General features: G+C 62.7%; 22 protein-coding genes. 10 read left to right on the forward strand and 12 right to left on the reverse strand.

The genetic code is table 11. The features are described 5' to 3' along the window. Window positions 1-4 precede the first annotated feature (4 nt). The 10 genes from LLW23_RS10615 to LLW23_RS10660 all read right to left on the reverse strand — a co-directional run bounded on the left by LLW23_RS10615 (window position 5) and on the right by LLW23_RS10660 (window position 13,337). The gene (locus tag LLW23_RS10615; RefSeq protein WP_228945335.1) at window positions 5-292 is read right to left on the reverse strand and encodes a hypothetical protein; all 288 of its coding nucleotides are present in this window, start codon (window positions 290-292) and stop codon (window positions 5-7) included. A gap of 237 nt (window positions 293-529) precedes the next feature. Next, entirely contained in the window at window positions 530-1,390 is an 861-nt protein-coding gene (locus tag LLW23_RS10620) for a plasmid partitioning protein RepB C-terminal domain-containing protein (RefSeq protein WP_228945337.1), read from the reverse strand. 26 nt (window positions 1,391-1,416) lie between these two features. Next, window positions 1,417-2,310, reverse strand: coding sequence for a plasmid partitioning protein RepB C-terminal domain-containing protein (locus LLW23_RS10625; RefSeq protein WP_228945340.1), 894 nt, complete (start codon window positions 2,308-2,310; stop codon window positions 1,417-1,419). Beyond that, window positions 2,310-3,803 carry a recombinase family protein gene (locus LLW23_RS10630; protein ID WP_228945342.1) on the reverse strand — a complete coding sequence of 498 codons (1,494 nt, stop codon included), beginning with the start codon at window positions 3,801-3,803 and terminating at the stop codon, window positions 2,310-2,312. Before LLW23_RS10630 ends, LLW23_RS10625 begins: the two co-directional genes overlap by 1 nt. A 983-nt stretch (window positions 3,804-4,786) precedes the next feature. After that, window positions 4,787-5,017 carry a hypothetical protein gene (locus LLW23_RS10635; protein WP_228945344.1) on the reverse strand — a complete coding sequence of 77 codons (231 nt, stop codon included), beginning with the start codon at window positions 5,015-5,017 and terminating at the stop codon, window positions 4,787-4,789. Window positions 5,018-5,135: 118 nt separating this feature from the next. Beyond that, window positions 5,136-6,062: a carbon-nitrogen hydrolase family protein gene (locus LLW23_RS10640; RefSeq protein WP_228945345.1), complete on the reverse strand. Its 927-nt coding sequence runs from the start codon at window positions 6,060-6,062 to the stop codon at window positions 5,136-5,138. A 562-nt stretch (window positions 6,063-6,624) separates the two neighbouring features. Then, complete coding sequence (locus tag LLW23_RS10645) at window positions 6,625-9,015, reverse strand: hypothetical protein (protein WP_228945347.1); 2,391 nt, start codon at window positions 9,013-9,015, stop codon at window positions 6,625-6,627. After that, window positions 9,012-10,352, reverse strand: a complete 1,341-nt coding sequence (locus LLW23_RS10650) for an NACHT domain-containing protein (RefSeq protein WP_228945349.1) — start codon at window positions 10,350-10,352, stop codon at window positions 9,012-9,014. Before LLW23_RS10650 ends, LLW23_RS10645 begins: the two co-directional genes overlap by 4 nt. Further along, a complete protein-coding gene (locus LLW23_RS10655) occupies window positions 10,342-11,520 on the reverse strand; it encodes a Fic family protein (protein ID WP_228945351.1) in 1,179 nt (392 codons plus the stop codon). The genes LLW23_RS10650 and LLW23_RS10655 overlap by 11 nt, the downstream gene beginning before the upstream one ends. A 440-nt stretch (window positions 11,521-11,960) precedes the next feature. Further along, window positions 11,961-13,337: a hypothetical protein gene (locus LLW23_RS10660; protein WP_228945353.1), complete on the reverse strand. Its 1,377-nt coding sequence runs from the start codon at window positions 13,335-13,337 to the stop codon at window positions 11,961-11,963. A 137-nt stretch (window positions 13,338-13,474) separates the two neighbouring features. Between LLW23_RS10660 and LLW23_RS10665 the strand changes: the two genes are divergently transcribed. Next, window positions 13,475-14,278: a hypothetical protein gene (locus tag LLW23_RS10665; RefSeq protein ID WP_228945354.1), complete on the forward strand. Its 804-nt coding sequence runs from the start codon at window positions 13,475-13,477 to the stop codon at window positions 14,276-14,278. A gap of 37 nt (window positions 14,279-14,315) precedes the next feature. After that, entirely contained in the window at window positions 14,316-14,705 is a 390-nt protein-coding gene (locus tag LLW23_RS10670; protein WP_228945355.1) for a hypothetical protein, read from the forward strand. A 444-nt stretch (window positions 14,706-15,149) separates the two neighbouring features. Here the strand turns inward: LLW23_RS10670 and LLW23_RS10675 are convergent, their stop codons facing one another. Then, window positions 15,150-15,362, reverse strand: coding sequence for a helix-turn-helix domain-containing protein (locus LLW23_RS10675; RefSeq protein ID WP_228945357.1), 213 nt, complete (start codon window positions 15,360-15,362; stop codon window positions 15,150-15,152). Between the two features lie 233 nt (window positions 15,363-15,595). On the opposite strand from LLW23_RS10675, the gene LLW23_RS10680 reads away from it, so the two are divergent. Further along, the gene (locus tag LLW23_RS10680) at window positions 15,596-16,405 is read left to right on the forward strand and encodes a DUF805 domain-containing protein (protein ID WP_228945359.1); all 810 of its coding nucleotides are present in this window, start codon (window positions 15,596-15,598) and stop codon (window positions 16,403-16,405) included. A 3-nt stretch (window positions 16,406-16,408) separates the two neighbouring features. Here LLW23_RS10680 and LLW23_RS17685 read toward each other — a convergent pair whose 3' ends face one another. Next, on the reverse strand, window positions 16,409-16,729 hold the full coding sequence (locus LLW23_RS17685; RefSeq protein ID WP_408641945.1) for a LysR family transcriptional regulator: 321 nt from the start codon (window positions 16,727-16,729) through the stop codon (window positions 16,409-16,411). Window positions 16,730-17,206: 477 nt separating this feature from the next. Here LLW23_RS17685 and LLW23_RS10685 point away from each other — a divergent pair, with 477 nt between their 5' ends. The 7 genes from LLW23_RS10685 (at window position 17,207) to LLW23_RS10715 (ending at window position 25,780) form a co-directional block, all read left to right on the forward strand. Continuing rightward, window positions 17,207-18,190, forward strand: coding sequence for a virulence-associated E family protein (locus LLW23_RS10685; protein WP_228945361.1), 984 nt, complete (start codon window positions 17,207-17,209; stop codon window positions 18,188-18,190). A gap of 120 nt (window positions 18,191-18,310) precedes the next feature. Continuing rightward, window positions 18,311-18,985, forward strand: coding sequence for a response regulator (locus LLW23_RS10690; RefSeq protein ID WP_228948545.1), 675 nt, complete (start codon window positions 18,311-18,313; stop codon window positions 18,983-18,985). Next, window positions 18,973-19,998 carry a sensor histidine kinase gene (locus tag LLW23_RS10695; RefSeq protein WP_228945362.1) on the forward strand — a complete coding sequence of 342 codons (1,026 nt, stop codon included), beginning with the start codon at window positions 18,973-18,975 and terminating at the stop codon, window positions 19,996-19,998. The genes LLW23_RS10690 and LLW23_RS10695 overlap by 13 nt, the downstream gene beginning before the upstream one ends. 30 nt (window positions 19,999-20,028) lie before the next feature. Further along, window positions 20,029-21,141 (forward strand): efflux RND transporter periplasmic adaptor subunit, encoded by a 1,113-nt coding sequence (locus LLW23_RS10700; protein WP_228945364.1) that lies wholly within the window; start codon window positions 20,029-20,031, stop codon window positions 21,139-21,141. A 13-nt stretch (window positions 21,142-21,154) separates the two neighbouring features. Further along, window positions 21,155-24,232, forward strand: coding sequence for an efflux RND transporter permease subunit (locus LLW23_RS10705; protein ID WP_228945366.1), 3,078 nt, complete (start codon window positions 21,155-21,157; stop codon window positions 24,230-24,232). After that, complete coding sequence (locus LLW23_RS10710) at window positions 24,225-24,524, forward strand: DUF3240 family protein (RefSeq protein ID WP_228945368.1); 300 nt, start codon at window positions 24,225-24,227, stop codon at window positions 24,522-24,524. Before LLW23_RS10705 ends, LLW23_RS10710 begins: the two co-directional genes overlap by 8 nt. After that, window positions 24,521-25,780 (forward strand): TolC family protein, encoded by a 1,260-nt coding sequence (locus LLW23_RS10715; RefSeq protein WP_228945371.1) that lies wholly within the window; start codon window positions 24,521-24,523, stop codon window positions 25,778-25,780. Before LLW23_RS10710 ends, LLW23_RS10715 begins: the two co-directional genes overlap by 4 nt. The last annotated feature ends 113 nt before the right edge of the window (window positions 25,781-25,893 follow it).

The raw sequence follows: 25,893 nt of genomic DNA on the forward strand, positions 1-25,893 counted from the left end.
TACTTCAGCCGGCGTTTGCCCGTGCACGTCCGGCCTTACCGCGACGGCATGGCTCGGTGTTCTCGTAATCGGGCGCCTGAACACCTGCGACACGCACCTTGCGATCGTCGGCGCACCAGAGCGGGCCGTCGCCGTCGTGGACCTTAACGACTTGGCGAATGATCGAAGGCGATATTTCGGCAATCACACTTTTCCTCAAGGGTAATAGCATTCGCATGGCGCTTGGCAGCATCGCCGCCGCCAGCGGCTTTACGTGCGTCTTAGAATCCGAATTTTGCACAGCAGTGATCACGAGCTTGTCCTCGTTAGTAGGGGCGATACGTCGGAAGTCGTAACGCCGCGATCTTGCACGGCCTTTGGTTCGTGGTGCGCCGTGCGCTAGTGGGCAAGCGAGCGCACGGCACACCGAACCCTATCGGGCTCTTGGTGGGCTCTGAGCGGGTTCGCCGCCGTCCCCACCGCCGCGATCGATCCGCCCCAACGTGCGGCGTCTCCCGCGGTCCCCGCGCTTATCGGGTCCGGGTCCCCATCATGCCGCCTTCTGAAGTTCGGTGATTTTCTGAAACTCGCTCAACAGGTCGGCGTGATGCTGTGCGAGGTGCCGAACAACGCGAACATTCCCGAGCAATCGCTGTACGTATCCGACGGCCAAGACAAGATCGAGATGATCGGCGCCGTAGGATTGCTCGATCAGCTTGAAGTCTCGGTCCAGAGCCGCGGACTCTCGCTCCATCAGCGATAGCTGTTCCTCAGTCAGGCCACGAACCGCTTTCGCACGTCCTTCAACGAGATCTTCCTCCGCGGTCCCTGCAACGATCGCTTTTGCATGAGAGGTGGAATAGCGGTTCAGTGCGATCATCATCTCGGCGGCCACGATCTGCCGCATAGGCTTAAGCCGCCGGAGTTCGACGAACGCACCCATCGGCAGATGCTTATCGCGCAGCAGGTCGGCGGCCTCGGGACAGATCCCAGCCAGCAGGTTCCGCTTCTTTCTGATATGTTCGATGTCGACATTGAGCGCTCGCGCAAGGCGCTGTTCCGATACGCCCTTCTTTACGGCATTCAGGATCATCTTGTGTTCTTGAATGATCGCAATCCGACTAACGCGGCGATTGTATGTGAATGCCTCGTCCTCGGTCGCGATCAGGCAAACGACCTCGGTTTCGCCCCGCTGGCGAAGTACCGCGATACGCAAATGCCCATCAAGAAGGTGGTAGCGATTTGGGTCAACCGCGTCTCGCGCAACCACCGGCGGCTCAATGATGCCCACCTCTGCGATTGAGGCGGCAATCTGACCATACTTAACTGATTCAAGAACCTTAGGCGGCACTTCCCGCAAAGGGAGAATATCGCTGAGTGGTATACGGTAGGTCGATGCCTCAAACGCCAAACCGACCGGCGGTGTGTGTTTGGGTCTCACAATCTCGTACTCGCCAAAGGTTTAATTCGAGCGCCAAGGTTTTCGGGCATCGTCGAAAGGTCTTCGTCCTCCAACAGGGCGATAAATTGCTCGTCGCGTGACAGCCTGCGCAGCGCCTCGGTTATGAAGAGCAGGCGGCCCTTGGTTGCTTCCGTGCGTCGGATCAGTGCGCGCTTACGGTCAGTATCATCGCGATAAGCCTTCACGAGAGCGTCGGCTGACAATTGCTCGCGTGCTTTGCCTCCAGTCGCAGCAAGGCCCTTACCGCGTCTGCGTCGCACCTCGATCAGCTTCTTGGCAGCGAATAGCTTCCTGCCTTTGAGGAGGCCCTTTTCGTAGGCGTTCGAAAGTGCCGCTTGGATGTCGTGGTCTTCAGCCTCCGCGATTTCGACCGCGACACTCACCGGAATGATTCCACTTTCGACCGAGCGCAGAAGGCGTTGCTCGCCCTTCTCGATCAAGCGCGCGACGCCATTCACATATTCCAGCGAGAGTCCGGTTTTGCGTGCAATCTCCGTCGAGGCATAGCCACGCTCCTGCATCCCACGGATATCGTGCAGCAGATCGATCGCACGGTGTTGTCGGCGTGCACAATTTTCCACGAGGCTCGCGATCAAACAATCCTCGGCATCTGCGGTCACAACGAGCGCGGGCACCTCGCGCTGGCCAAGCGCTTTGTATGCTTCCAGGCGCCCCTGACCACACACCAGATCGTAGAACGGGCCGCCGGCTTCCATCCTCCGGGTTACGGTGATCGGCTTCTTGAGGCCCAGCTGCGCGATGTTGTCGACGATCTCCTTGAACGTCTTCTTGTTCCGCACTCGCGGGTTCACGATCGTGATCCGGCCAACCGGTATCATCTCGACACGTTGGGAAGGCAGCGCAGGCATCAGGCAGCACTCCTCAAACTTACACGAGCGGTCATTCGGTAGAACGCGTCGAGCGTGTCGAATCTGTAAGCATCGAACGACAGGCCGTTGTATTCGGCGAGCCGGATGACCGCGTTCTGCATGTCCAGGCGTGGGAGCAAATAGAAGTCGTGAGGCTGGCTGTTCGAACTGTTCATCCTAACCGCGACCGTGATGTCAGGCTGCAGCGCTGTATCAAGGCGCAGCTTCCAACGCTGTGAGCCAGCGGCCGTCTCGACGCATCGTACGATGACGATCGACGCGGTGAACTCGTTATTGATCGTGAGAAGGTCGGTTTCCGTATCCTGCTTGGCGCAGCCGCCGGCCGATGCAATGCCGTCGAGAACCGACCCAACAATACTCGGATGAAAGTCACGCAGCTTGCGATTGATTTCGAGGTAGCGGTAATCATGGTCGGGTGCGAAGCCAACGAGTGAGTAGGCTCGAAGCAGGCCACCAAAACGCGAACGAAAAGCGCTGCTTGACGGGTAACCTTCCATCTCATCGATGATAAGGCCGGAAAGGAAACCTTGCCGTTCAAGGATGTGGGAGAGCAGTTCCAGCATTCGCTCATCGCTGAGTCGATCAGAACGCGTAGATATGATTTGTTGGGCGCGCCTGAAATCGATGGGGTCGATGATCGCCTCGAAAACACCGTCCGCACGGACCCAATCTTCCGGAGCGTTCTGCACGTGAGCAGCTTTGAGCTTGAACGACGTGCGAGCCCAGACGTTGTTGCCAATATACTTCTCGTTGATCAGTATCTGGTGGACGGCACCTCGGCTCCAAGGCCGATCCAGACCGGTTGTCACACCTTGTCGGTTTAGCAGCTCGGCAATTTGGCGCTCGGACAGTGCCTCGTCGATAAATTTCCGATAGATATCACGGACGACATCGAGTTCGGCTGTCGGTCCAGGAACCAGAACGACCCGGTCGGTTGCGATGCTCTTGTGCTCTCCGCGATCCAGCAGCCCCTTAGATACTCCCGATTGATCGACCAGCATACGCCGTAAGCCAAAGCCAGCGACGCCACCTTGCCGGTAGCCGAGCCGGATCAGATTGGATTGACCAGCGAAAACCTTGACTGACAACTCACGGCTGTACTCGCCCGCCATAGCGCGCTTCACCGTTTTGATGATCGACGATCCGATGCTGCCGTCATTCTCGAATTGTTCGGCGCAATAGTGGACATGAACACCTGCGCGGCGGCACCTCAACTCGTACGATGCCGCCTCATCGGGATCCTGAAACCTTCCCCAGCGACTAACGTCATACACCAACAACGCATTGAAATCCGGGCGTCCGCTTTCAACGTCTCGTAGAAGCTGCTGCAGAGCAAGGCGACCGCCAATGTTCAGACCGCTCTTCCCCTCGTCGGCATAGGTCCGAACAATCTCGTAGCCACGCTTTTCTGCGTATCGACGGATCGCCTCGGATTGGTTGTCGGTGGAGTATTTCTGATGCTCGGTGGACATCCGAACGTACTCCGCGGCCCTAACAAGCGGGGCGATGGGAGCGGCGTTAACACCGTCAGGATGCGTCCACTTTATTACCATCGCCGGCCCCAAATGGCTCGGCGGCAAAAGCCGCTGCTAACAGGCCACTTAAAGCAAAAGGCGAGGAACTATGGTTCCTAAAAGCGGTACTCGAGTTCCCAAACTGCGGTTTGAGCTTTCGGATGTCGAGCTTGCGGCACTTATTGCCTCTGCCTTGCAGCACGAGCTAGGCGGCAGCCGACGGGCGTCGAAAACGATCATGGCGTGGACGCACGTTACGGATCACACGGCACGCGCTTGGCTGAACGGTCGCAAGAGCCCAAGTAGCCTTCACCTGCTGGCGCTAGCTGCCCACTCGCGATCAGTAATGAACGTCGTGCTACGAGTGACCGGCAATCAGCGGGCTGAGATCGACCTTGATCTTAAGGCGCTCGAAGACGAGCTCGAAAATGCGCTAGCGGCGGTCCGAACGTTGCGAGCGGGGGAGGCAGCGGCATCCAACAATCCGCAGGTATAGCGCAGGTCGAGTTTCCGGCTATTCCCAAGCCAAAGCGCTTTCGCTAGGAAGCACCCTACACGCCGCACCGGGCCAACCTGGGATGCGGCTGGGTCGGTTCGTAGCGGGGGACGTAGTGTCCACTTAAGTAACTGAAAAATAACGCAACTTGCGGGTGTGTCACTAGCCTTCGTAATGCGGGGGTCACAGGTTCGAGTCCTGTAAGCGGCACCACCTTCTTTATGGCGCTTCCACAAGGGAAGCGGCGGCGGCTGAAGCGAAGGGGCTTCGGCTTGGGAACCTACGTGGGTCCTCGCTGGGATGGCTTTCAGTAGGAACGCAGGGCCGCTGCTATGGCGGTGTGACCCTCGCATCAATCATGCGTGGACAACGGGGTGGGCACAGGCTTCGAACCGCCAACTGGCCGTAGCCGAACGGCGGCCCTCGCTCCCAAAGGGACGCCTACTCAAAACGGTGCGCTGATCCAAAAGCCAAGAGCAATGAGCAACGCGAATACCAAAAATCCCGCAGCGCCTGCAGCTCGACGCCAGCCCGGCAGCGCCTGATCGAGAAACGTTGGCCGGAACTCTGGACCTGCCCCGCGCAGGAGTTCCTGGGTGGGCGTACAAAAGAGATAGCCGAACGTGAGCGCTATGGCGGCACCTGCGAGCATCATCGAGATTGCTAGTGCGCTCATAATCTGCCGCCCGCCTCGATCACCGTTGCTGTTTGATCTAACGACATCCGCCGTTCCACGATCCCTTATCTGTCGTCATTCGGCGCTGGCGTTCCGTACGATCTCCTGTCCTCAACGATCAAGTCCCGCTGAACACCGTACCGCTACGTGCACGTTCATCGACGTGTAGGCTGAAGATGTCCGGTCGGGAGTAATGGCCGACCACGTCGAGTTCGTAGCGGGCGCGGATCAGTTCGGCCGTATCTATCTCGGCGGTCAGCAAATCCGTCTTACCCTCCATCGGCCCGGCCAGCACATCTCCCATCGGGCCGACGATCATGCTGCCGCCGCCGATCAGCGGGCGATTATCGTCCCAATGCTCGACCGTTATCCCAAGTTCGGCGGGCGTCGGCTGGACCTGGCAGCAGCTGATCACGAAGCAGCGCCCCTCGTGCGCGATATGCCGCATGGAGCTGCGCCATACGTCGCGTTCGTCCACTGTCGGGGCGCACCAGATCTCGACCCCTTTGGCATACATCGCAGTGCGGAACAGCGGCATGTGGTTTTCCCAGCAGATTGCCGCGCCCAGCTTGCCGGCGGCGCTATCCACCACCGGCATCGTCGAACCATCCCCCTGCGACCAGATCAGGCGCTCGGTGCCGGTCGGCATCAGCTTGCGGTGCTTGGCGACTATGCCGAGTTCCGGTTCGATGAAGACGGCGGTGCAGAACAGCGACGAACCCGAGCGTTCGATAACGCCCAGTACCAGCGTCGCGCCCGTGCGGCTGCTCAGTCCGGCAAGTTCGGCCAGCTCGGGGCCATCCATGTCGATCGCATTGTCATAATAGCGAGCAAAGGACTCCCGCCCCTCCGGCATCCGAAAGCCCAAACGGGTGCCGAAATGCTCGCCCTTCGGATAGCCCCCTAGGAGAGCCTCCGGCATAACGACCAAGCACGCAGTCGATGCAGCTATGCGATCCTCGAACGCGAGGACGTTGGCGAGAGTTGCTTCCTTGCCCGCGTAATCAGATCCGATTTGCAGGGCGGCGACAGTAAGCTTGTTCATTGGCGGATGATAAGCGCTGTGATCAAGCGGTGAAAGAAGGCTCGGTGTTTTTCGAAAAGGCAGTAGTACTGCGCAATGTCGGCTTAGTGGCGCCACCTTCCTTATGGCGCTTTTAAAAGGAAGCGGCGGCGGCTGAGGCGAAGGGCTTTGGGTTGGGAATCCACGTAGGTCCTCGCTGGGACGCCTTTCAATAGGAGCGGCCGGCTGCTCCATGATCACGGTGGCCATCGCATCGTTCATGCTCAAACGGAAACCATTGACGTGCCGCGTCGGGTGGTGGGATGCTTGTGAAGGCTCGTTTCGCTGGTGATCGGCAGGCGCTTTCGAAAGCACGGACCTGATGGGTATTTTGGACCCGAGATAGTGGCCGGAAGTGAGCCGCTTGCCGACTGTCAGCTCTTGGCTTGGGATGTGCGAAAGCTGCCATGCGCAAAATTGGGTACTGGACTGTTAATCGAGGGGCCGGATGTGGGCCCGGAGCGGACTGATCGACTGTCAACTACCGGAGCGCATTTTGGACTGTTGAGCCTCGAAGGCGCCGCGGGTCGCTTGGTCCAAGATCTCACGAAGCGGCTCCGTCAGTTGAATTTATCTTTGTGAAGTCGTGAACCTGTTCGACCGACCACAAGGGCTCATCAGCGTCCTGCGTCGCGCGCTGGCGCGCCCGCACCGCCATCCAGCTGCGATATTTCGGCTCGGGATGATCCCGCTCCAAGGCCTTCATCGCGGCATAGGCGTCCGGCCCCGGCACTTCGGTCAGCATATTGAACAAAGTGTTGCGCGCATCCTGCGCATTGTCGCGGGTGGTCGGCGAATAGACGCCCTTTCCAGCACGCTCGATATCCTCGGCGACTCGGATGTAGCGATGCATCAGCACATAGAGGGTCTTGAGATCGTGCGCGTTGCGGTAGGCACCGACACGCACGCCGGTGCCGTGCCGATCGCCGAGAAGCGCGACGATGAACTCCTGTGCGAAGTCCGATCCATCTGCCGGTGACAGGCCGGCGAGATGGGCCTCAAGCACCGGAATGGCAGCCGATGGATCGGTATCGACCCACAGCGCGAACCACCGTGGCCGCTGCTGGTCCAACAGCGTTCCGGTCGCCTTGGTCGCTGAAAGCTCGGCAAGGGCTTCGGGTGCAACACCGCTGCCGGCGAGGATATTGAGGCTGTAGCGCAAGGCTTCGGCATTGGGGATGTCATTGGCCCGCAACCAGTCGAGGATCAGCGATCCAACCTCGGCATGCAGCCACGGCGCATGGTAGAGTATGTCATGCAGGACGTAGTGCAGCGGCTGTTCGCCGACACTTTGCTTCAGTTCCCACAACAGCTCGGTCGTGACGGCCTCGCGACCGATCTTGGGAAACGCGCGATATAGCTGCTCAAACCAGCCGGGAAAGCCGTTCAGTTCCCAGGTCACATAGCGAAACGCCAGACACGCTTCATCGGGCGTCAGGCGCTGGGCGAAGGCGCTGTCCTCATTGGCCTCGATCGTGAGACCGGTCGTCGCGAAGATCAGCGAATAAGGCGTCGATCCCGTCTCCCCACATTCCGAGCGCAACGTCGGCCGGTAAATACGCCAATGGGCGATCGCCGCGTCGCGATAGGCGCGCGCGACTGGCTCGCCAAACTCGGGAATCAGCGCACGCCAGTCGGCGCCATTTTCCCGGCTTCTCGAGGCCCCGCTGCTCATCGCGCTGAGAAGCAGATGATACTGATCGCCGCTGAACTCGCCGGGCTTCAAGCCGGTCGGATGGAGGATACGATCGGGATTGGCCTGGAGCGCGCGCACCCAATCCTCCCGATCCTTCTTATGCTTGCGGTCGCGCGCGTCATTCTTCCGCTTCCAGCGACGATGTTCGGCGTCCATCCGCTCCATCGCTGGGGATGGCTTGGGGTTGAGGCGTGTCTCTAGAAATTCAGAGAGACTCGGATCGCCGGCGACAGCCGCGCGAAGCGGGTCGAGCCATGCCGATGGACGATCCGCCTGAATGTATAGCTGGATGCACCGCGAGAGCGCGATGAAACGATCGTCGCCGTCCTTTTCCGCGATCCAAGCTAGGCACCGCTCGAAATCCTCGGGGCCGAACCCCCAGAAATGGCCAATGAACGCCATCTGCCAGTCATCGCGCAGTACCTCGCCCTTGGCTTCCAAACGGGCGCGGCACGCGGCAACGCTTGTCCAGTAGAGGAAGTCGTTGAGTTCGCGCCAGCGCGGCACGTTCTGCGATAGAGAGGTCTTGTATTCGTCGATGTCGCCGCTGCGCCAGAACCGCAACGCGGGCGTGTTGCGCAACACCGCGAGCGCGGTCGGCTGCAATGCCGCCGTCGAGCGCGCGGCGACGAGGCGATCGACCGCGTGCAGGGCTGCCGGCATCAGCCAGGCGAATTCCTCGGACACATGGCATTCGCCACGTTCGACATAGGGCTCGCGCTCAAGGAACCGGTTGAAGCCGTCGATGAGTTGACCCAGCGGATGGACATCGGCCGCATCGGCCATGACCGGCAAACGCTCGATGAATTCGTGCAGCGCATAGACGAGTCCGGTCGCGTTGAAGCGCTCATGGGGTGCGACATGATCGAGCGTTCGCAGGACGAGATCAACACCATGCGTCGTCAGCGGCGCCCAATCGAGCAATTCGGCGAAGACCGCGCGATCGAGCGGCGCTGGATCATCCGCGATCCTGTTCCACAGCTGGTCCTTCAGTTCGGTGGTGCCGACAGACATGACGCCCCGGATCGCTGCGATCCGCGCATATTTGCCCCGCGTGGTGTCGGCCGCGATCTCAAGCAGGAGCGGCGCGCACGACGCCATATCGCCCTGCCAGACGAGCCGGCCGATGAAGAAGACGACATCGTCATTCGATCGATACTTCTCGAGCAGGGCCAGCGTGTCTGCGGCAAGGTCCGGCGTCGCGATGCGCTCGATTGCCGTGTTATCCATCAGGCTCATCCATCCCTCCGCGTCGCGATGCGCTCGACGATATCGCCCAGCATCGCCCGGCGGACATCCAGCGGAAGCCGCGAGGGGTCCCCGCCCTCGGTCGCGATTTCCGGCGCGATCGCCAGTGCCTTGTCGCGCACGGCATCGTCGAGAAGAATGAGCCAAGTGAGTGTCGGGCGCGTGCGGGGAACGATAACCTCCTCCCCATAGCGCTCGCGGAAAAACAGATCCTCGATCCGCGGCCGTTCGCCGGGCCGGTTCAGCAGCTCAATCGCCCATTCGGCGCTCAGCAACTCGCGGATCTCGCGGTGGCGAAAACGAACGCTGGTGTAGACGATGTCGTCGAACAGACCGGTGCGGAGCAGTGCGTCGATTTCTGCATCGGTCCACACTTCGAGCAGGACGCGTGGGTCGATCCGATCGGGGCTATGCACGCCATCGGGAAGGCAGATTACCGCCTTACCCGTCATCATCACTGCGCCGGCCAGTATCTGCGCGCCGGTCCGCATTTTTGCCGCGTCCAGTCGGACAGCAGCCGTCGGTGCCGACAGTGATGCCAGCTGCAAGGCGATCATGCGCTGGAGCACCTCGAAACGGCTGCCGAGCTTGTGGTCCGCAATCCAGACGCGGATCAGCGCCTTAAGGTCGAAGGGCCGTTCGGCTAACTGCAGCAGGTCCGCGCGCTTAATGGCATCGACGAAATCCGAGACGTCGCTGACGCCATAGTGGCTGGCGAAGAGACCGATCTCGTCCTCGTTGAGCCCGGTCAGCCGAAACAGCTTGAGGGTCGGATCGCTGTCACGGCTCGTATCGTCGTCGCGTTCGAACGGCTCGGGCTCGCCATAGGGCAGGTGCTGTTCAATGAGCGTTTGGTCGGGCAGCGCGCGCCACGCATCCTCGCGGCTGGTGATGAAGATGCGCGCGCGGTCCAGCGCCGCATGGCACCGCGTCCCGAAGATCCGCACGGCGTCCTCAAGCGCGCGCGGCGTCTCTAACTGCGCTTCGTCGACGGAATCGAGGAAGAACCACGCCTCGTCCGTCGATGCGAGCCAGGTAGCGAATTCGGCGGCAGTGCCGACCTCGAACGCCTGCTCGAAATTGCTGTCGATCTTTTCGATCCGGATGAAGAATGCGTTGCGACCACGCTCCTTGATCCGCCGCGCGCGCGTCTGCGCCTCGAATGTCTTGCCGGCGCCCGGGTCGGCAATCACGAGCACACGATACGCATCCTCGATCTCATGCCATCGCTTCGGCTTGCCGCTGCCCGGCATGAGGAAATCCCACTCCGCCGACCGGGACGACATCGGCGTGAAGCGCCGGATCAGCTCGACGATCTTATCGGTCATGGCGCGAACCTGCGTTGGCCGGATACAGGTTGGGAAACCAGCGCTCCGCCACATCGGCCGAGAAGGCGAGCCGGAGCGGCGCGCGGTGCGAGGATGCGGTGAGCATCCTGCGTTCGACCAGACCCGACGTTACATTGCGCGCGCCGCGCTCCTCATAGCCCGTAAGCGAGGGTATCTTTGCGCGCTCGACCTCACCGCTCATCACCGCCTCGCGCAGGACGGCGAAGCTCCCCCGCAGCAGGCGTTTGGCGCGAACCTCCTCTTCGATGTGGATTTCCATGCGCGTCAGGAGCGTCATCGGCTCAAGCAGACCGCTCATAAAACGGATCTGGTCGACGGACCGATCGAGGAAGAATTTACAGAACTCGATCAGGCCGCGCTGTGTGAGATTACCCCGACCGTCGCGGTCGCCCTCTCGCTGTCCGTCCGCCTGCGCGAGAAGCGCCTTGTAGCGCTCCTCGTCGCGCGCCAGCCCGCGCGCGACTGACCATAAGCTGGTGCCGATGCCGAGACGTTTGTAGAGCGCGTGCGACATCAAGCGCGCGACCCGGCCATTGCCGTCGAGAAACGGGTGAATCCAGAGAAACCGGTGATGCACCGCACCGACCGTCTGTATCTGCCGCGTCTTGCTGAGAGGCGGCGACCCATAGGCCGTATCGAAGCGTGCCATGAAGCGCGGCAAGTCTTCATGCGGGGGCGGTAAGTGGCGCCCGACATCGACATCGCGCTTGCGCCAAGCACCAGGCACGATTTCGAGGCGTTCGCCCGTCTTGTCGTCAGTAACGAACAACATTTCAGGCGGGAGCCGCGAACAGAATTCTTCATGAAGCCACGAGGCATAGGCAGCAGAAGCCGGCCAGGCATCCGGGTCGCGGCCGGTGTCGATCAGCTGTTGGACATGGATATGAGCGACAGCTTCCTGCTGCAGATCACGCTTCTTCGGCTCGATCGAGAAGTCGTTGGCAAGCGCCCGATCGATGTCGCGCGGATGCGTGTCATGCCCTTCGATCAGGTTTGAGTAGTAGCAATTCATCGACCGAACGAGATCGCCGATCGAGTTGCGGAGAATTGGATGGATACGCCCGGCCAGCTGGTTGGCTTCCGCGATTAGGGGCAGAATGTCATCGTCGAGAAGGCGAGACGCCTCCTCGGGGACCATCGGCTCCATCGTTGTCACATCCATGCTGGATCCTACCGGATCTCATGCCGGATTGGAAGCTCAACAACATGTTGAGATATAACGCTATTTTCTAGCTTTATATAGAAACATGCCGGATCATATGCCGGTTTCTCTGCCGGATCACACTAACGTTAGATGAGTCGGGCAACGTCGGTCGCGGACTTAAACCGCTCGAAACCCAACCGGCAGTCAAGTCGGGGCGGCGCAGATGAGGAAACTTACGATTCCTGCTATGTGCGCATGATCGACTGCGGGACTGTGTTCACCGGATTTCATGCCCAGCGATGCGGGCTTTTCGACCACGGATGCCGATCGTCTGTCGCCGTGGCTGACGCGCGAGCTCGACAAGCGCAAGCGGTGCGGGCCTCAGGCGAGAGCGGGGGGTGATACGAAAGTCCCTCGTCGACAATGCAGATTAAATCCCAGCGCTATTCTCGCCTAGTTCCGTCGTTGCGGAACCGCCTGATTTCATCGCTGTCGTCGCCTCGCAACAGCGGCAGTAGCAAATCGCGAATTGGCGGCGCTTCGCGAAATTGCAGATTGTCGAGGTCGATCAGCTCGCCGAGCGGGCGCTCCTGATCGGTCGCCGGAACGATAAACCGCTCGACCACATCGCCGCGCATATTGCCGGCGGTCACTCGCACCTCGATATGTGCGGCTTCGCCGGTACGCTCAATCGGCTCGATCACCGCGGTGAGCGTCTGGACGCGCCCATGCCGGAAATCCTGGCAACGATACTCGACCTGAACATCGGGATCCTCCGATTCCTCGATACCGAAACTCGTGCGGTCGGTCCGCGCCAGGTTGTGCGACAGGCGTGGGATCTTGGTCAGAAAGTCGCTCTGCGTGGACGGCGGCGGCGGCCCGAAGACGTCGACGACGTACGGCCCGTCATGCAGCACGGCATTGCCCGAGCGCAGCTCGACGGTGACATGCTCGGCAGCCAGGACACCGAAATTCTCGATGGTGACCTCGAAACCATATTGCGAGAACTGACGAGCCACTCCGAGATGGATATTGGGCACATCGATCGCCTTCAGCGCCGCCGCATAGTCGTCATAGTCCTCGTCATAGTGGCTGTTGATGTGCAGCCCATGCACCATGAACCCGCCTGTATGTTGGCGCGGGTGCTTGGCGAGGATCATCCGCGTCACGGGATCGACGGTCTCGGCGGGAAGCTGTGCCAGGCGAAAGCGGACAAGCGGGGGCTCGTGCAGCATGCGGATCCCGATGCGCAACTGGGGCTCGCTCGCTTGCAGCAGCCGCACGCGCTGTTCGAGTTCGGCGACGCGCCGATCGGTCGGTGACGGCTCGGGGTCGAGCAGCCAGCTCTCGTCCGGCTTGATCGCCTTCAAGCCGTGCCGGCGCGCCGCCGCTCTCGGCCGGCTGTCGAAGCTCATCACCTCGACACGGGCCGGATCGTCGACCAGCGCATGCATCGCCTGCGCCACGATCCTATCGTCGCCATTGTCGCGCTCCAGATCCTCAAGACGCTCCCAGTCGATGCGTCCCGCCGGGACATAGGCAATGTCGATCCGGACCGGCGCTTCCGTCAGCATCGCCGCGCCACCGCTTTCAATCGAAGGCTCGAGGAGCCGATTGAGATCGCGCGCGCGCAGCCCAAGCCGCCCATCCCGTTTGCGCGCATCGACCTCGGCGCTCACCTGAGGAAGCACCAAGAGCAGGATCGGGCCATTCGAGATCGTCGACCAGTCGAGCTGGGTCAGCGGACGCGCTTCGAAGATCATCTGCGTATCAAGCGCGAGGAGACGATCGTAGCCGCTTGTATCGAGCCTGGAGTTCATGGGTAGATGTGGCACCAATATCGATGTGCCGGCAAACAGGAACAGTCCGTGCCTCCATTTTCGGCGCGTTCCTACGATATGTTGGACGATAATGTGACGTGCCGATATCGCGCTGCTTCACCGGGAAGATGAGGCTGATGAAGTTCGATTTTGACACTATCGGCGAATGGGCACCGCGGCTGTCCGCCGCGCTCGATACCCTGGTGCCGGCCGGGCTACGCGAGCGCGTTGCGGCGGGACCGATCGAATGGCTCGAAGACGCGCTCGACATCGTCCTCGAGGAGATCGCGCGCAACGGCCTTGTCGATGCAACGCGCGAATGGCTGCGCGGCCAGACGATTGTCGCCTATCATGGCTCGCGGCTCTCACCGGAGGAGATCGCCTCCGTCCGTACTGCTGGGCTGAGGACACTCGATCCTGTGGCGCGCAAAGGCCAGCTCGCGCAGATACTCTCGCGCCATCCGGGTTGGGCGCAAGCTAGTGTCGGACTCGACGCCGCGATTCGCGACTTTGGCGACGGCCAATTCGGGCGGCGGCAAGGGCAGGCTCATTTGACGATCTCCCGCGGCGCATTGCTTACCGCCTTCAATCACTATCTCGTCGAGGGATCGGAATTTGATCAGGTCGTCGCGGTCGAACTGCTCGGTAAGGACGCGAGAGCGATTTTGCAGGAGGGCCGGTCGCCTGTGCTGTTTACCGTCGAAGTGCCTGGAGACCGCGCGCTCGATCTCGCTGAGCGATGGCTCCGCAATGGCGAAATGCCCGGCCTAATCCGTCACGCCCTGCAGTTCTGGGCCAATTGGCTGCACGATCCCGCTCTCGATCCGGGAACGCAGCATGTCGATTTCGGGATGATCTTCTATGAGGGAATTTCGCCCGACTGGATCACAGACGCAGCGTTGATCGACGAGGCCCGGCTCCTAAAATCCTATCACCGCTGAGAGTTACGGCTGAGATTATGGATTGGGGGGAACGAGGATGCCCAAACTCAGTGTCGAAGGACCACAGGCGAGCGAAGCCGGCCGCTGGCTGGTGCGTCTTAATATCCGCCATCGCGCCGGGGTTGAACGCTATGGCGTCGCGCGGCTGACCAACAATGCCAATGGCAGCGGACTGGATGTCCTGCTGCTCGGCCACGATCGCGACGACGCGATCTTCATGCCCTATGACATCCGCGAGCGCCTCGGCGTCGCCAAGGGCGGCGAACTCGATTTCTCGCTGCGCAAGGTCGGGCTCTGGGGCTTACTTCGCTGGTATGTGCGCTCGCCCGATCCCGCCGTGTCCATCCCCGCTTGGATCGCGGTGATCGGCCTCGCTCTCGCAATCGTGGGGATCGTCCTCGACGCGTTGCCGCTCATCTGCACCTAGCATCCGGTCCTACGCCGTGCTTCACATCGCGCGGCCGACGCGACAGACGTTGCGCGACGTAGCTGCGTTTGCCGACGCTGAGGAGATGCTGGCTAGGAGCCAGCTGGGTTATGTCAGCTTCGGGCCGAGCTGACTCTGCAAGCCGCCAGTCCGCAATCGGCCCAGCTTGAGTCGTAACGCCAGGGCGCGCGAACGTGCGCTGAACGTCGGCTTCTGACAAGAAGCTGACGCTTAACCTGCGGCATGGGAACGACGGCTTTGTCCCAAAGTCGATCGTTCTCGCTGCGAAGCCGCGCCAGATGAACAAACGGCAGGTTTCGGGATCCCGGCCGAACGAGCTGAACGGCTGGTTTGGGCGCAAAGCCGCCGGTGCTGCTGTCGAAGGTCAGAGGCTGCACGCGAGAAACTGGGTACCTTATATAGATAGGCCCGAGCAGTCCGCCTTCACTCGCCTGGACGCAGCAATAATGCCGGCTCCACGCCCAACGCATCAGCCAGCCGACCGAGGGCCCGCACCGACGGGTTCCTAGTGCCTCGCTCAAGATCGCTGACGTAGCTGCGCTTCATGCCGGCTTCCAGCGACAGCTCCTCCTGCGACATCCCCTTCAGCTTACGCTGACGACGCACGTTCGTGCCGAGGAGTTGCACCAGATCCATCCACGCAAGTGGCCGCAGACGCAGGTCCGCGTCTGTCCACCAAACGTGTCAATTTTGCTTGCTCTATCAGCTTCTTCAGGCAATCCATCCGTCCTGAAGGGCGGCTCGAAGGTCTGAGCGAAGGTCGCTCCGGAGAGGGGCGGCATCACCATGACAGCATCAACACACCGTCGGCGCACCCGCGTCTGGCGCGATGCTGCACGTCCATCATCCATCGCAACAGGAGGCTGATCATGGTCGATCAGAACGCATTGAAAAGCATCGAGGAGTTGCATCGCCTCAAGACCGAGGGCGTCATCTCCGAAGACGACTATGAGAAGGCAAAGGAGCGGCTGCTGTTCGGTGCCAAGCCGGCGGCTCCCGGTGCCGGCCTCGCCTCGATCCTTCCCACTGCCGGGCCGGTGCCGCGCCCCGCCGAAGACGATCACATCGGTTGGATCACACTGGCGATCAGGCGGTATGCCGACTTTACAGGTCGCTCCTCCCGCAAAGAGTTCTGGATGTTCCAGCTCGTATTCGTCGCCATCGCGATGATCGCGTTCGCCGGCGGTATCGATCTGTTTGCCGGCACCGGTGGGATTGGCGGCCTGACGCTGGTGCTGACTTGGCTGGCGCTGTCGGCGCTGATCGTCCCTCTGCTCGCAGTAGAGGTGCGACGGCTACGGGAGCACGTTCGCGACCATCCTGCTGATCCCCGACGATGCCGGCCCGCTGGCCGATCTTTGCCGCCGTCAAACCGGAGACACACTGTGAAAGCAGCAACCCCGTTCTTTACTGTCCTACTGGTTCTGGCGGTCGCGCAGATCCTCACGAAGGCACTGGTCATAGTACTCTTGATCCTTGGGCTGCTCGGCGCCTTCGCGCTGCCGCGTCAAACGTTCGGGCTGATCGCTTTGTTCGGACTGGTCACGCTCGCTCAGCAGAAGCCAGCCTACTGCATCGCCGCGCTGGGCGCGATCGGCGTCGTCATCGTTATAACCGATCGGCGCCAGCCGACATCCATGCCACCGCCGCTCCTGACCGACCAGCGGGAGGGGCGTTGATACCTAAGGAATGGGGACATTTTTCCCAGATACCCTGAACCCCGAAGTCGAAGCAGCCGGCGTTGAGCATTGCCGGCTGTCCCGCAAGCGCGCGAGCACCTCCTTAGCCGTGATAAGGAACTCCTCGCCGAAAGGCGAAAGCGTCGCTGGGGACGAGCCGTCGAACAGCGGTGACCCCAACCATCGTTCGAGTGCTTGAACGCGGCGGGTGACTTGCGACTGGTCGCTCCCAAGCGCCTTTCCCGCAGCCGTGTAAGTGCGCCGCTCCGCTACGGCCACGAACGCGTCGAGGCATGCAATCCGTAGGTCGTCCTGCCCGGCCATAGAACCCTTCCGCACCGATTCGCGGCCGCAAAACGCACCGCCACAGCCCTCAATATCAGCGCTGAAAATAAATGTAGTTATGCATAATGCGCATGGCTCTGCGTTAGGTGGCTCAAAGGTTAGCCATGCAGTAAATGCAGAACAGCGGAAACCCCGCAGCCATTTACAAAGCAAGGTCGCGTCGTACCTAGGTGATGTCTAGCACGGATGGCGCCGATTACAGTTGTTCGAAGCGTTGTCTGGGTTGGCCTAACACAGGCTAGATCAGCGAATTGAGGCTCGCTGATCAGCCGCTCTTTGAAACTGTTAAGAAGCGATATCGCGTACTACGCGGTTGCATTTCGGGCGATCGTGGAATCGATCGTCGGTTGCGACGGCGTGTGCGCAAGCCCGCGGCGATTCCGTCGTGGGTGAAGTGTCGACCCGATGGGTCGGCCTCAACCTCTGAGGACAGATATGAATACAAATCGAAAGGTCTTGGACTTCCCGGACCCGCCCGCACCGCGTTCGGACCGGCCGCCGGCGACCATCGCGAACGTCGACTGCCTTCTAAAGCACGCGCGCATCACGGTGCGGTACAATGAAGTTTCGAAGCGCGACGAAATCGAAATTCCCGGACGGGCGGGATCGCGTGATAATGTGGACAATGTGACGCTCACCCATATCGTCAGTCTCGCGGCTGAGTATCACATGCCCACAGGAAACGTGCCGGGGTTCGTCGAGGCCATTGCAAACCGCGACGCCTATAACCCAGTACGAGACTGGATCATCAGTCGCCCCTGGGACGGGATCGACCGGCTCTCCCTCGTGTATGCAACCGTGGTCGCACAGGAAGGATACCCGGAGAACCTAAAGGCAACCCTTCTGCGGAAATGGCTCCGCAGCATAGCAGCCGCTGCAACGCGAGACAGCTTTCGCAGCCGGGGCGTGCTGACCCTTCAGGGGCCGCAGGGAATAGGTAAGTCGAGCTGGATCAAGTCTTTGATCTCCGACACGGAGCTCGCCGACGCGGTGATCAAGCTCGGCCATCACATGGATGCCTCGAACAAAGATTCAGTGATCGGGGCGATCGGGTACGCCATCGTGGAGCTTGGCGAGCTCGATAGTTCGTTCAAAAAGGATCTCGCCCGATTGAAGGGCTTCCTGACGGACGACACTGACCGTGTCCGGCGGCCATACGACCGGCGGGAATCAAGCTATCCCCGCCGCACCGTATTCGCCGCCACGGTAAACGAGCATCAGTTCCTCCAGGACCCGACCGGCAACACACGGTTCTGGACCATACCGGTCGCGAGGCTCGACTGGCAGCACGGTATCGACATGCAACAGGTGTTCGCTCAGCTTGCGACCGAGGTCGAAGCGGGTGCGCCCTGGTGGCTGCCCGTCGCTATGATCGGCGTGGCGGTGTCGTCTGTGCGGGCGATTACCAACGCACTGCGGCTGCGGCGGATCGCCCTTTAGCCCAATGGGCCTGACCCTACTCAAGATTGACTTCCTTGGGCCAAGCTATTGCGCGAAGCGTCAGGCTGCGGTCAGGCTCTGCCGGTATATCCGCGCCCGGAATTGTCCTGTTTGGAAACCATGGCCCGCATTCTCATCGTCGAAGACAATATGCGCTTGGCGGGGCTCGTTGCGACCGGGCTGCGTGATCAGGGTCACGTTTGTGACCATGTATCGACGCTTGCGGAGGCAACGGCTGCGCTTGCGACGTATGGCTTCGATGGGATCATTCTCGATCTGGGGCTGCCCGACGGCGACGGCATCGACTGGCTTCGGCATCGTGCAGGCGGGGAGCCACCTGCGCTCATCCTCACGGCGCGCGATGCGCTTGAAGACCGGGTGAAAGGTCTCGATGCAGGTGCCGACGATTATCTCTCCAAACCATTCGCAATGGATGAACTGGGGGCACGCCTGCGGGCGATGTTGCGGCGGCCAGGCGCGCGTGGGCAGACCCGGCTGCTGCTTGGCAACGTCGCGTTCGATCCAGCGACGCAATTGGCGGTGATTGCAACGATCCCGCAGGAATTGACCCGACGAGAAGGCGCGCTGCTCGAACTCCTGCTGCGCCGGAGTGGCGAGGTCATCCGCCGGGGTGTTATCGAGGACAACCTGTACAAGTTCGACGAGGCGGTGACCCCCAACGCTGTGGAGGCGATCGTATCGCGGTTGCGCCGACGACTGGACGACGCAGGCGCCGACCTGGACCTGCATACGGTGCGCGGCGTCGGATACATCCTTCGGAAATGCGGCGCGTGATCCGGGAGCCATCGATCACCCGCCGCCTGACGCGCAGCCTGGCAATCGTCGGAGGCCTCGGCGCGCTGCTGCTGCTCGTCGTGATCGGAATCGAATACCGACTGTCGTTCAGCCATCTGTCGGGCGGCGACGCGGTTGAGCTGGCACTGCACGAACTTGCCGAGCACGTCTTGTTGCCGATGGCTGTCCTGATCATCCCCATGGCATTGGCCGGACGCTGGGCAATCCGCCGTGCCATGGAACCGTTGCGGATCGCGGCGGAAGAAATCGACGCCCGCACTTGCGAGGTGCGCGGTGTTCGGGTTTCGGCCAGCGCTCTGCCGCAGGAGGCGCGTCCATTCGCCGAGGCGATCAACCGCACGCTTGAACGCGTCGATCATGCCGCCTCCATGCACGAGGCCTTTGCCGCAGATATCGCGCATGAACTGCGCACGCCGCTGACACTGTTGTCGCTCGAACTCGACAGCCTGGACGCGCCCCAAGCGGCGCAGTTGCGGGAAGACGTCGCCCAGATGCGGCGTCTGATCGATCAGCTGATGCTGCTGGCGCAGGTCGAGGCCGACGCCGCATCGCAAACGTCACCGAGTCGAGTCGATCTGACCGATCTGTCCGGCGACGTGGTCGCGCGAATGGCACCCATTGCCCTCGACCGCGCCGTGAACCTTGAGCTTGTTTCCGAAGCGCCCGTCTGGACCTCAGGCCGCCGCGAGGCAATCGGAGCCGCACTCCGAAATTTGTTGGAAAATGCGCTGCGCGTGACGCCGGAAGGCGGAACGATCGTCGTGCGCGTCACGTCCGACGGGACGATCGCGGTGCGCGACGAAGGCCCTGGACTGGATGCGGCATCCCTGGCGGCGCTGGTCCAACGGCATCGTCGCGCCGATCACGCCAGCCGGGACGGCGCAGGGCTTGGCCTGGCGATCGTCGATCGCATCATGAAGGCGCACGGCGGCACGCTGAGCGCCGCCCCGGATCACCGCGAAATCCGACTGAACCTGCCCGTGTCAGGCTGACGTCAGACTGGGCCGGTAGCGGTGCTGGCCATGAAGCATCGAAACATGATCCTGGGCGGCGGCGCGGTGGCCGCGATAGGGGCAGCGGCATGGCTGCTGTTGCCCGGCATTGAGGCCGAGGCGCCGCCAGCGAAGGAAAGCCAGCCAACCGCCAAATCGGGTCAAATCATCCTGTCCGGTGCCCAGCTCAAAAGCCTGGGGATAGAGATCGCCGCCGTAGAGCCGGCAGAGACGATCGCGCTGGCGACCCTGCCCGCGCAGATCGCGCCGCCGCCCAACGCGCGGGTTGCCGTCGCTGCTCAGCTTCCGGGCGTCATCACGCGCATCTTCGTGGTTGATGGCCAGACGGTGTCCAAAGGCCAGGCGCTCGCCACGGTCGCCAGCCGCGACGTCGTCAGCCTGAGCGCCGATCTGGCGCGGGCGCGATCGCGCAATGCCGCGGCCAGCGCACAAGCCGGTCGGCTGCGACAGCTCGCGCGCGAAGGCGTAATCGCGCCATCGCGATCGGACGAGGCTTCGGCACTGGCGCGCCAAAGCGCTATCGACGTCTCCGAGCAGAACCGCCTTATCGCACTGCTGGGCGGCGGACGCGCCGCCGGCGCGGGCTATACGCTGACGGCGCCGATCGCAGGCCGGATCAGCAGCATGACGGGCGAAACGGGCAAGATGGTCGATCCCGCATCGGCACCCTTCGTCATTGACGGTTCCGGCGTGTTGCAGGTGACCGCGCAAGTGCCACAGCGGTTGATCGGCTCGGTACGTCCCGGGATGCAGGTCAGGATCGGTGCCGACGGCGTCGGCACGGTGATCGCGGTTGGAAGCACGATCGATCCGACGACACGATCGGCAACACTTACGGCGAATGTCCCGCCGGCACCGGGCATCTCGGCAGGAAGCGCGACGAGCGTCGTTGTCGAGGGGCCCGCCCCCCCGGGGACGGTGCGTGTGCCGGCTGCCGCCATCACCGAGATCGATGGTCGGAAGGTCGTCTTTCTCGTCGTCCGCGGCGGGGTGTCGGTTCGACCGGTATCGATCGCGGAAGGGTCGGGCGATCACGTGGTTGTGACGCGCGGTCTGACGCGCGGGCAGCGGGTGGTCACGCGCGGTATCAGCGAGCTCAAGACGCTCGCCGGCGCGAACTGACAGGGCGCGAACAATGCTGCGGACCCTTCTCGCCCGGGCACTTTCGTACCGGCTGTTCGTGATTGCCGCCGCGGTCGCGCTGGCCGGCCTTGGCGGATGGGCGTTCGTCACGCTCCCGATCGATGCGTATCCCGACATCGCGCCGACTCAGGTCAAGATGATCCTGAAGGCGCCGGGGATGACGCCGAACGAAGTCGAAACGCGAATCCTCGCGCCCATCGAGCAGGAAATGCTCGGCATTCCCAAACAGTCCATACTGCGCGCCACCGCAAAATACGCCATCGCGGACATCACGATCGACTTTGCCGACGGCACCGACATCTACTGGGCGCGGCAACAGGTCAGCGAGCGGCTCGCCGGTGTAATGGGTGACCTGCCGGCAGGCGTGACGGGCGGCCTCGCGCCGATTTCCACTCCGCTGTCCGAGATGTTCATGTTCACCATCGACGGGCCACAGTCGCTGCAGGATCGGCGGACGCTGCTCGACTGGACGATCCGCCCGGCGCTGCGCACGGTGCCCGGTGTCGCCGACGTGAACGCGCTTGGCGGCTTCGCGCGGACGTTCGAGGTCCGGCCCGATCCGATCGCCACCGCCGCCGCCGGACTGACGTTCACGGACATCCGCGCGGCGATCGACCGTGGCAATCGCAACGACGGCGCGGGCCGGCTGGCCGATGGCGAGAATGCGCTGATCGTGCGCGCGGTCGGTGCGATCGCCACGGTAGGGGACCTGCAGGCGCTGGTCCTGCGCACCAACGATGGACAAGTGCTGCGACTGGGCGACGTTGCCACCGTGACGATCGGCAGCCTCACCCGATACGGCGCGGTCAGCAGCGACGGGCGCGGCGAAACGGTCGAGGGACTGGTCATTGCGCTGCGCGGTTCGGATGCGCGCCAGGTCGTCGCCGGAGTGAAGGCGAAGCTCGCCGACCTGACCCGCACACTGCCCGCCGGCACCACCATCAACGTCTTCTACGACCGTTCCGACCTGATCACCCGCGCAGTCGGCACCGTGGAGAAGGCGCTGGTCGAGGCGACGATCCTCGTCGTCATCCTGCTGATCCTCTTCCTGGGCGACTGGCGGGCCGCTGCGATCGTCGCCGTGACGCTGCCAATGGCGGCGTTGATGACGTTCATGCTGATGCGCGGCTGGGGCCTGACGGCCAATCTGATGAGCCTCGGCGGGCTGGCGATTGCCATCGGCATGCTGGTCGACGGTGCGGTCGTCGTGATCGAAAACGTCGTCGAGCGATTGTCGCAGACAAATGACGGCGACGAGACCCCCCGGCTCAATCAAATCTTCCGGGCCACGAGCGATGTCATCGTTCCTGTCTCGGCCGGGCTGCTGATCATCGCCCTCGTCTTTCTGCCGCTCGTGTCGCTCGAAGGGCTGGAGGGCAAGCTCTTCGCGCCGGTCGCATTGACGATCATGTTTGCGCTGGCGGCCGCGCTGTTCCTGACGCTGACGTTGGTACCGGTGCTCGCCTCGCTGGGCTTGAAATCGCACGCGCACGGCGAGCCCTGGATCATGCGTCAACTTTCCCCGCGCTATCACGCGCTGCTGGGTGGAGCCTTTGCGCGCAAGCGGCTCGTCTACGGCCTGTCCGCCGCCGGGCTGGCCGTCGCCGTGATCGCCTATGGCGCCGTCGGCAAGACCTTCATGCCGCAGATGGACGAAGGCTCTGTCGTGATGCAGCTGGTCAAGAGCCCCAGCATCGGACTCGATCATTCGGTGCGCGGCGACCTGGCCGCCCAGCGTGTCCTGCTGAACACCGTGCCGGAGGTGCAGCGCGTGATCGCCCGGGTCGGCTCGGACGAGCTCGGACTCGATCCAATGGGCCTCAACGAAACGGACACATTCATCGCCCTCAAGCCTCGCGCCGACTGGCGTGGGAACAAGGACACGGTGGTCGAGGCGATGCGAAAGGCGATGACGCAACTTCCCGGCATCGAGGCGAGCTTCACCCAGCCGATCGAAATGAGGGTTTCCGAGATGCTGACCGGCGCACGCGGTGACCTGGCGATCAAGATCTTCGGGCCGGATAGCGCAACGCTGGGCACGCTGGCAGGAAAGATCCAGTCGGTGCTCGAATCGACAAGCGGCGCGACCGAGGTGATGACCGTCGCGAACGACCGGGTCGACTACCTCCAGCTCGATATCGATCGGCTCGCTGCCGGTCGCGCCGGGCTAACGGTGGACGAAATCGAGGACGGACTGCGCAGCCAGCTTGAGGGCATCCGCGCCGGGATCGTTGCGGAGAGCAACCGGCGGACACCGATCGTCATCCGGGGTGCCGAGGGCGTCCGGAGCAGTCCCGCGCTGTTCGCCGACCTGTTGCTGCGATCCTCTACAGGCCAGACCGTCAGGCTTAGCGACATCGCGACGATCCGACCGGTCGCTGGTCCGGTGAAGATCGATCATGAGAACGGCGCCCGTTATGCGCTGGTTCAGGCGTTCGTTTCCGGCCGTGACCTGGTCGGCTATGTCGATGAGGCAAAGACAGGGGTCGCTGCGAAGGTCCCGCTGCCGGCCGGCTATCGCCTGGTCTGGGGCGGGCAGTTCGAGAACCAGCAGCGTGCGGCCGCGAGGTTGTCGCTGGTCGTGCCGATCGCGATCCTGCTGATCTTCTTGGTCCTGCTCGCCACCCTGCGGTCGCTCCGGGCGTCCTTGCTGATCCTCGTCAACATTCCCTTCGCGATGGTCGGCGGGATCGTCGCGCTGTGGGCGACCGGCCAGTATGTGTCGGTGCCCGCTTCGGTCGGCTTCATCGCCCTGCTCGGCATCGCCGTCCTCAATGGTCTCGTCCTGATCGCCTACTTCCGGCAGTTGCGCGAAGAGGGCGTACCGATGGCTGAGGCCGTTCGGACAGGTGCCGAGCGTCGCCTGCGCCCCGTGCTGATGACCGCCAGCATCACCGCGTTCGGCCTCGTCCCCCTGCTGTTCGCCAGCGGGCCGGGATCGGAAATCCAGCGCCCGCTGGCGATCGTCGTGATCGGGGGCCTCGTCACCTCCACGCTGCTGACGCTGATCCTTCTGCCGATCCTGTTCGAGCGCTTCGGCGAAAGTCGACGGGAGATGGTCAATGGTTGAGCTTTTGCTGACCTTTCACGCCGGCAAGATCGATGCAGCGGCGATCGGCGACGCGCTACGCGTCGTGCTGCGTGTCCCGGTCCATATCCGTGACGAGGCCGTGCTTGGTCTCGACTTTTCGGACGCGACTACCGCTGAACGGGTGACCGGGTCACTGAACCGCACCGCGATCGAACTGATCGTTGAAGCAGACGGTATGCAGGACGTGATCGCGATCGTCGAGCGCACCAAGCGCAGTGGCCCGGTGCGGTGGCAAGCCATTCCAATTTCTGCGCGAGGCCGGCTGTCATGATCCGATACACGATATCCATGGGGCTCGCCCTGTGCGTGCTTGCCGCGCCTGCGCGTGCGCAGCAGCTTGACGAGCGCCCTGATCTGCCTCCGCCCGCGATGGTCACCACCGCGCTTGACGAACACCCTTCGGTGCTCGCCGCCGGCGCACGCGTCACCGCGGCGCAGGCGCAGGCCGGTGCCCTGACAAAGGGGGCGCATGAATTCACCGTCACCGGATCCGCGATACGGCGCAGCGTCGATCGCGAGGGAAGCTATAAGGAGTTCGACGCCACCGTCTCGCGACCGTTCAGACTGCCGGGCAAGGCGGCGCTCGACCGGAAGACCGGCACCGCTGGCATCGCCGCCGCACAGAACCGCATGGCCGATGCCCGCCATCAGGCAGCGCTGGAGCTATCGCGACTCTGGTTCGACTGGATCGGCGCGGGCGCAACCGCGGACACAGACGCGAGCAACGTCGCCAACCTGGAACGCGCGTTGGCCGCGGTGCGCCGCCGGGCGCAACTCAGGGACGCCTCGACCCTCGATGTCGAGCAGGCACAGTCGGCACTCTCCCGCGCGCGGGGTCAACATGCAGACTCGCGCGCGCTGATGGCAGAGGCGCAAGCCCGGCTGCGCGCGACCTATCCGACGATACTGCTTTCGGTAGCTCCGCCGCAGCCCGGTATCCCTGCCGAACCGACGGTCAGCTTTCCCGCGCTGGGTCGATTGGTGATCGAGCGCAGCCACGAAATCGCCGCAGCCCAGGCTGACGCCGATCGCCTCGGCTTTGCAGCGCAGCGTGCGCGCGCGGACCGCATCGCCGACCCAAGCCTGGGCATCCGTGCGTTCAGCGAGCGCAGCGGGATGGAACGCGGCCTTGGTATGGTCGCCACGATGCCGCTTGGCGGGGGATATCGGCGGCTGGTGGCCGCCGAGGCGGTCGCTCAAGCGGGTGCAGCGGTGCAGGAGGTCGTTGCCGTCCGCCGGTCTGTCGAGGCGACAGCGGCGGCCGATGTCGCGCTGGCCCAAGCGCGCCTGGATAGCTGGAACGCGGTACGCGAAGCAGCTTCAAGCGCGGAATCGGTGGCCGCCCGAACGCTGTCGGGCAATCGGCTGGGTGCCATCGAACTTGGCGATCTGCTGTATGCACAGCGCCAGGCCAATGACGCACGCCGCGAAGAAGTGCGTGCGCGCGTCGAAGCACTCCGCGCGATCCTGAAACTGGAAATCGATTCGCACGTCGTCTGGATCGATACCGACGATCACGACGCGTGACCGTCCAAAGCGCTGCCCGGACGCCTGCGGTAAACCCGCATAGCGTCGTAACTGAAAGGGCCGCATCGCAGCCGTCAGGCCAAGGTCAGGATCGATCCCTACCGCAGTCTCCA

Origin of the sequence: Sphingomonas radiodurans (assembly GCF_020866845.1) — a bacterium.
Lineage (GTDB): Bacteria > Pseudomonadota > Alphaproteobacteria > Sphingomonadales > Sphingomonadaceae > Sphingomonas > Sphingomonas radiodurans.

Coding starts and splice junctions, on each gene's coding strand:
- LLW23_RS10675 (WP_228945357.1), bottom strand. CDS start 15,362: ATGGATCTGGTGCAACTCCTCGGCACGAACGTGCGTCGTCAGCGTAAG.
- LLW23_RS10715 (WP_228945371.1), top strand. CDS start 24,521: ATGATCCGATACACGATATCCATGGGGCTCGCCCTGTGCGTGCTTGCC.
- LLW23_RS10700 (WP_228945364.1), top strand. CDS start 20,029: ATGAAGCATCGAAACATGATCCTGGGCGGCGGCGCGGTGGCCGCGATA.
- LLW23_RS10630 (WP_228945342.1), bottom strand. CDS start 3,803: ATGTCCACCGAGCATCAGAAATACTCCACCGACAACCAATCCGAGGCG.
- LLW23_RS10670 (WP_228945355.1), top strand. CDS start 14,316: ATGCCCAAACTCAGTGTCGAAGGACCACAGGCGAGCGAAGCCGGCCGC.
- LLW23_RS10690 (WP_228948545.1), top strand. CDS start 18,311: ATGGCCCGCATTCTCATCGTCGAAGACAATATGCGCTTGGCGGGGCTC.
- LLW23_RS10650 (WP_228945349.1), bottom strand. CDS start 10,352: ATGACCGATAAGATCGTCGAGCTGATCCGGCGCTTCACGCCGATGTCG.
- LLW23_RS10705 (WP_228945366.1), top strand. CDS start 21,155: ATGCTGCGGACCCTTCTCGCCCGGGCACTTTCGTACCGGCTGTTCGTG.
- LLW23_RS17685 (WP_408641945.1), bottom strand. CDS start 16,729: ATGGCCGGGCAGGACGACCTACGGATTGCATGCCTCGACGCGTTCGTG.
- LLW23_RS10640 (WP_228945345.1), bottom strand. CDS start 6,062: ATGAACAAGCTTACTGTCGCCGCCCTGCAAATCGGATCTGATTACGCG.
- LLW23_RS10710 (WP_228945368.1), top strand. CDS start 24,225: ATGGTTGAGCTTTTGCTGACCTTTCACGCCGGCAAGATCGATGCAGCG.
- LLW23_RS10665 (WP_228945354.1), top strand. CDS start 13,475: ATGAAGTTCGATTTTGACACTATCGGCGAATGGGCACCGCGGCTGTCC.
- LLW23_RS10645 (WP_228945347.1), bottom strand. CDS start 9,015: ATGAGCCTGATGGATAACACGGCAATCGAGCGCATCGCGACGCCGGAC.
- LLW23_RS10655 (WP_228945351.1), bottom strand. CDS start 11,520: ATGGAGCCGATGGTCCCCGAGGAGGCGTCTCGCCTTCTCGACGATGAC.
- LLW23_RS10660 (WP_228945353.1), bottom strand. CDS start 13,337: ATGAACTCCAGGCTCGATACAAGCGGCTACGATCGTCTCCTCGCGCTT.
- LLW23_RS10695 (WP_228945362.1), top strand. CDS start 18,973: ATGCGGCGCGTGATCCGGGAGCCATCGATCACCCGCCGCCTGACGCGC.
- LLW23_RS10635 (WP_228945344.1), bottom strand. CDS start 5,017: ATGAGCGCACTAGCAATCTCGATGATGCTCGCAGGTGCCGCCATAGCG.
- LLW23_RS10625 (WP_228945340.1), bottom strand. CDS start 2,310: ATGCCTGCGCTGCCTTCCCAACGTGTCGAGATGATACCGGTTGGCCGG.
- LLW23_RS10680 (WP_228945359.1), top strand. CDS start 15,596: ATGGTCGATCAGAACGCATTGAAAAGCATCGAGGAGTTGCATCGCCTC.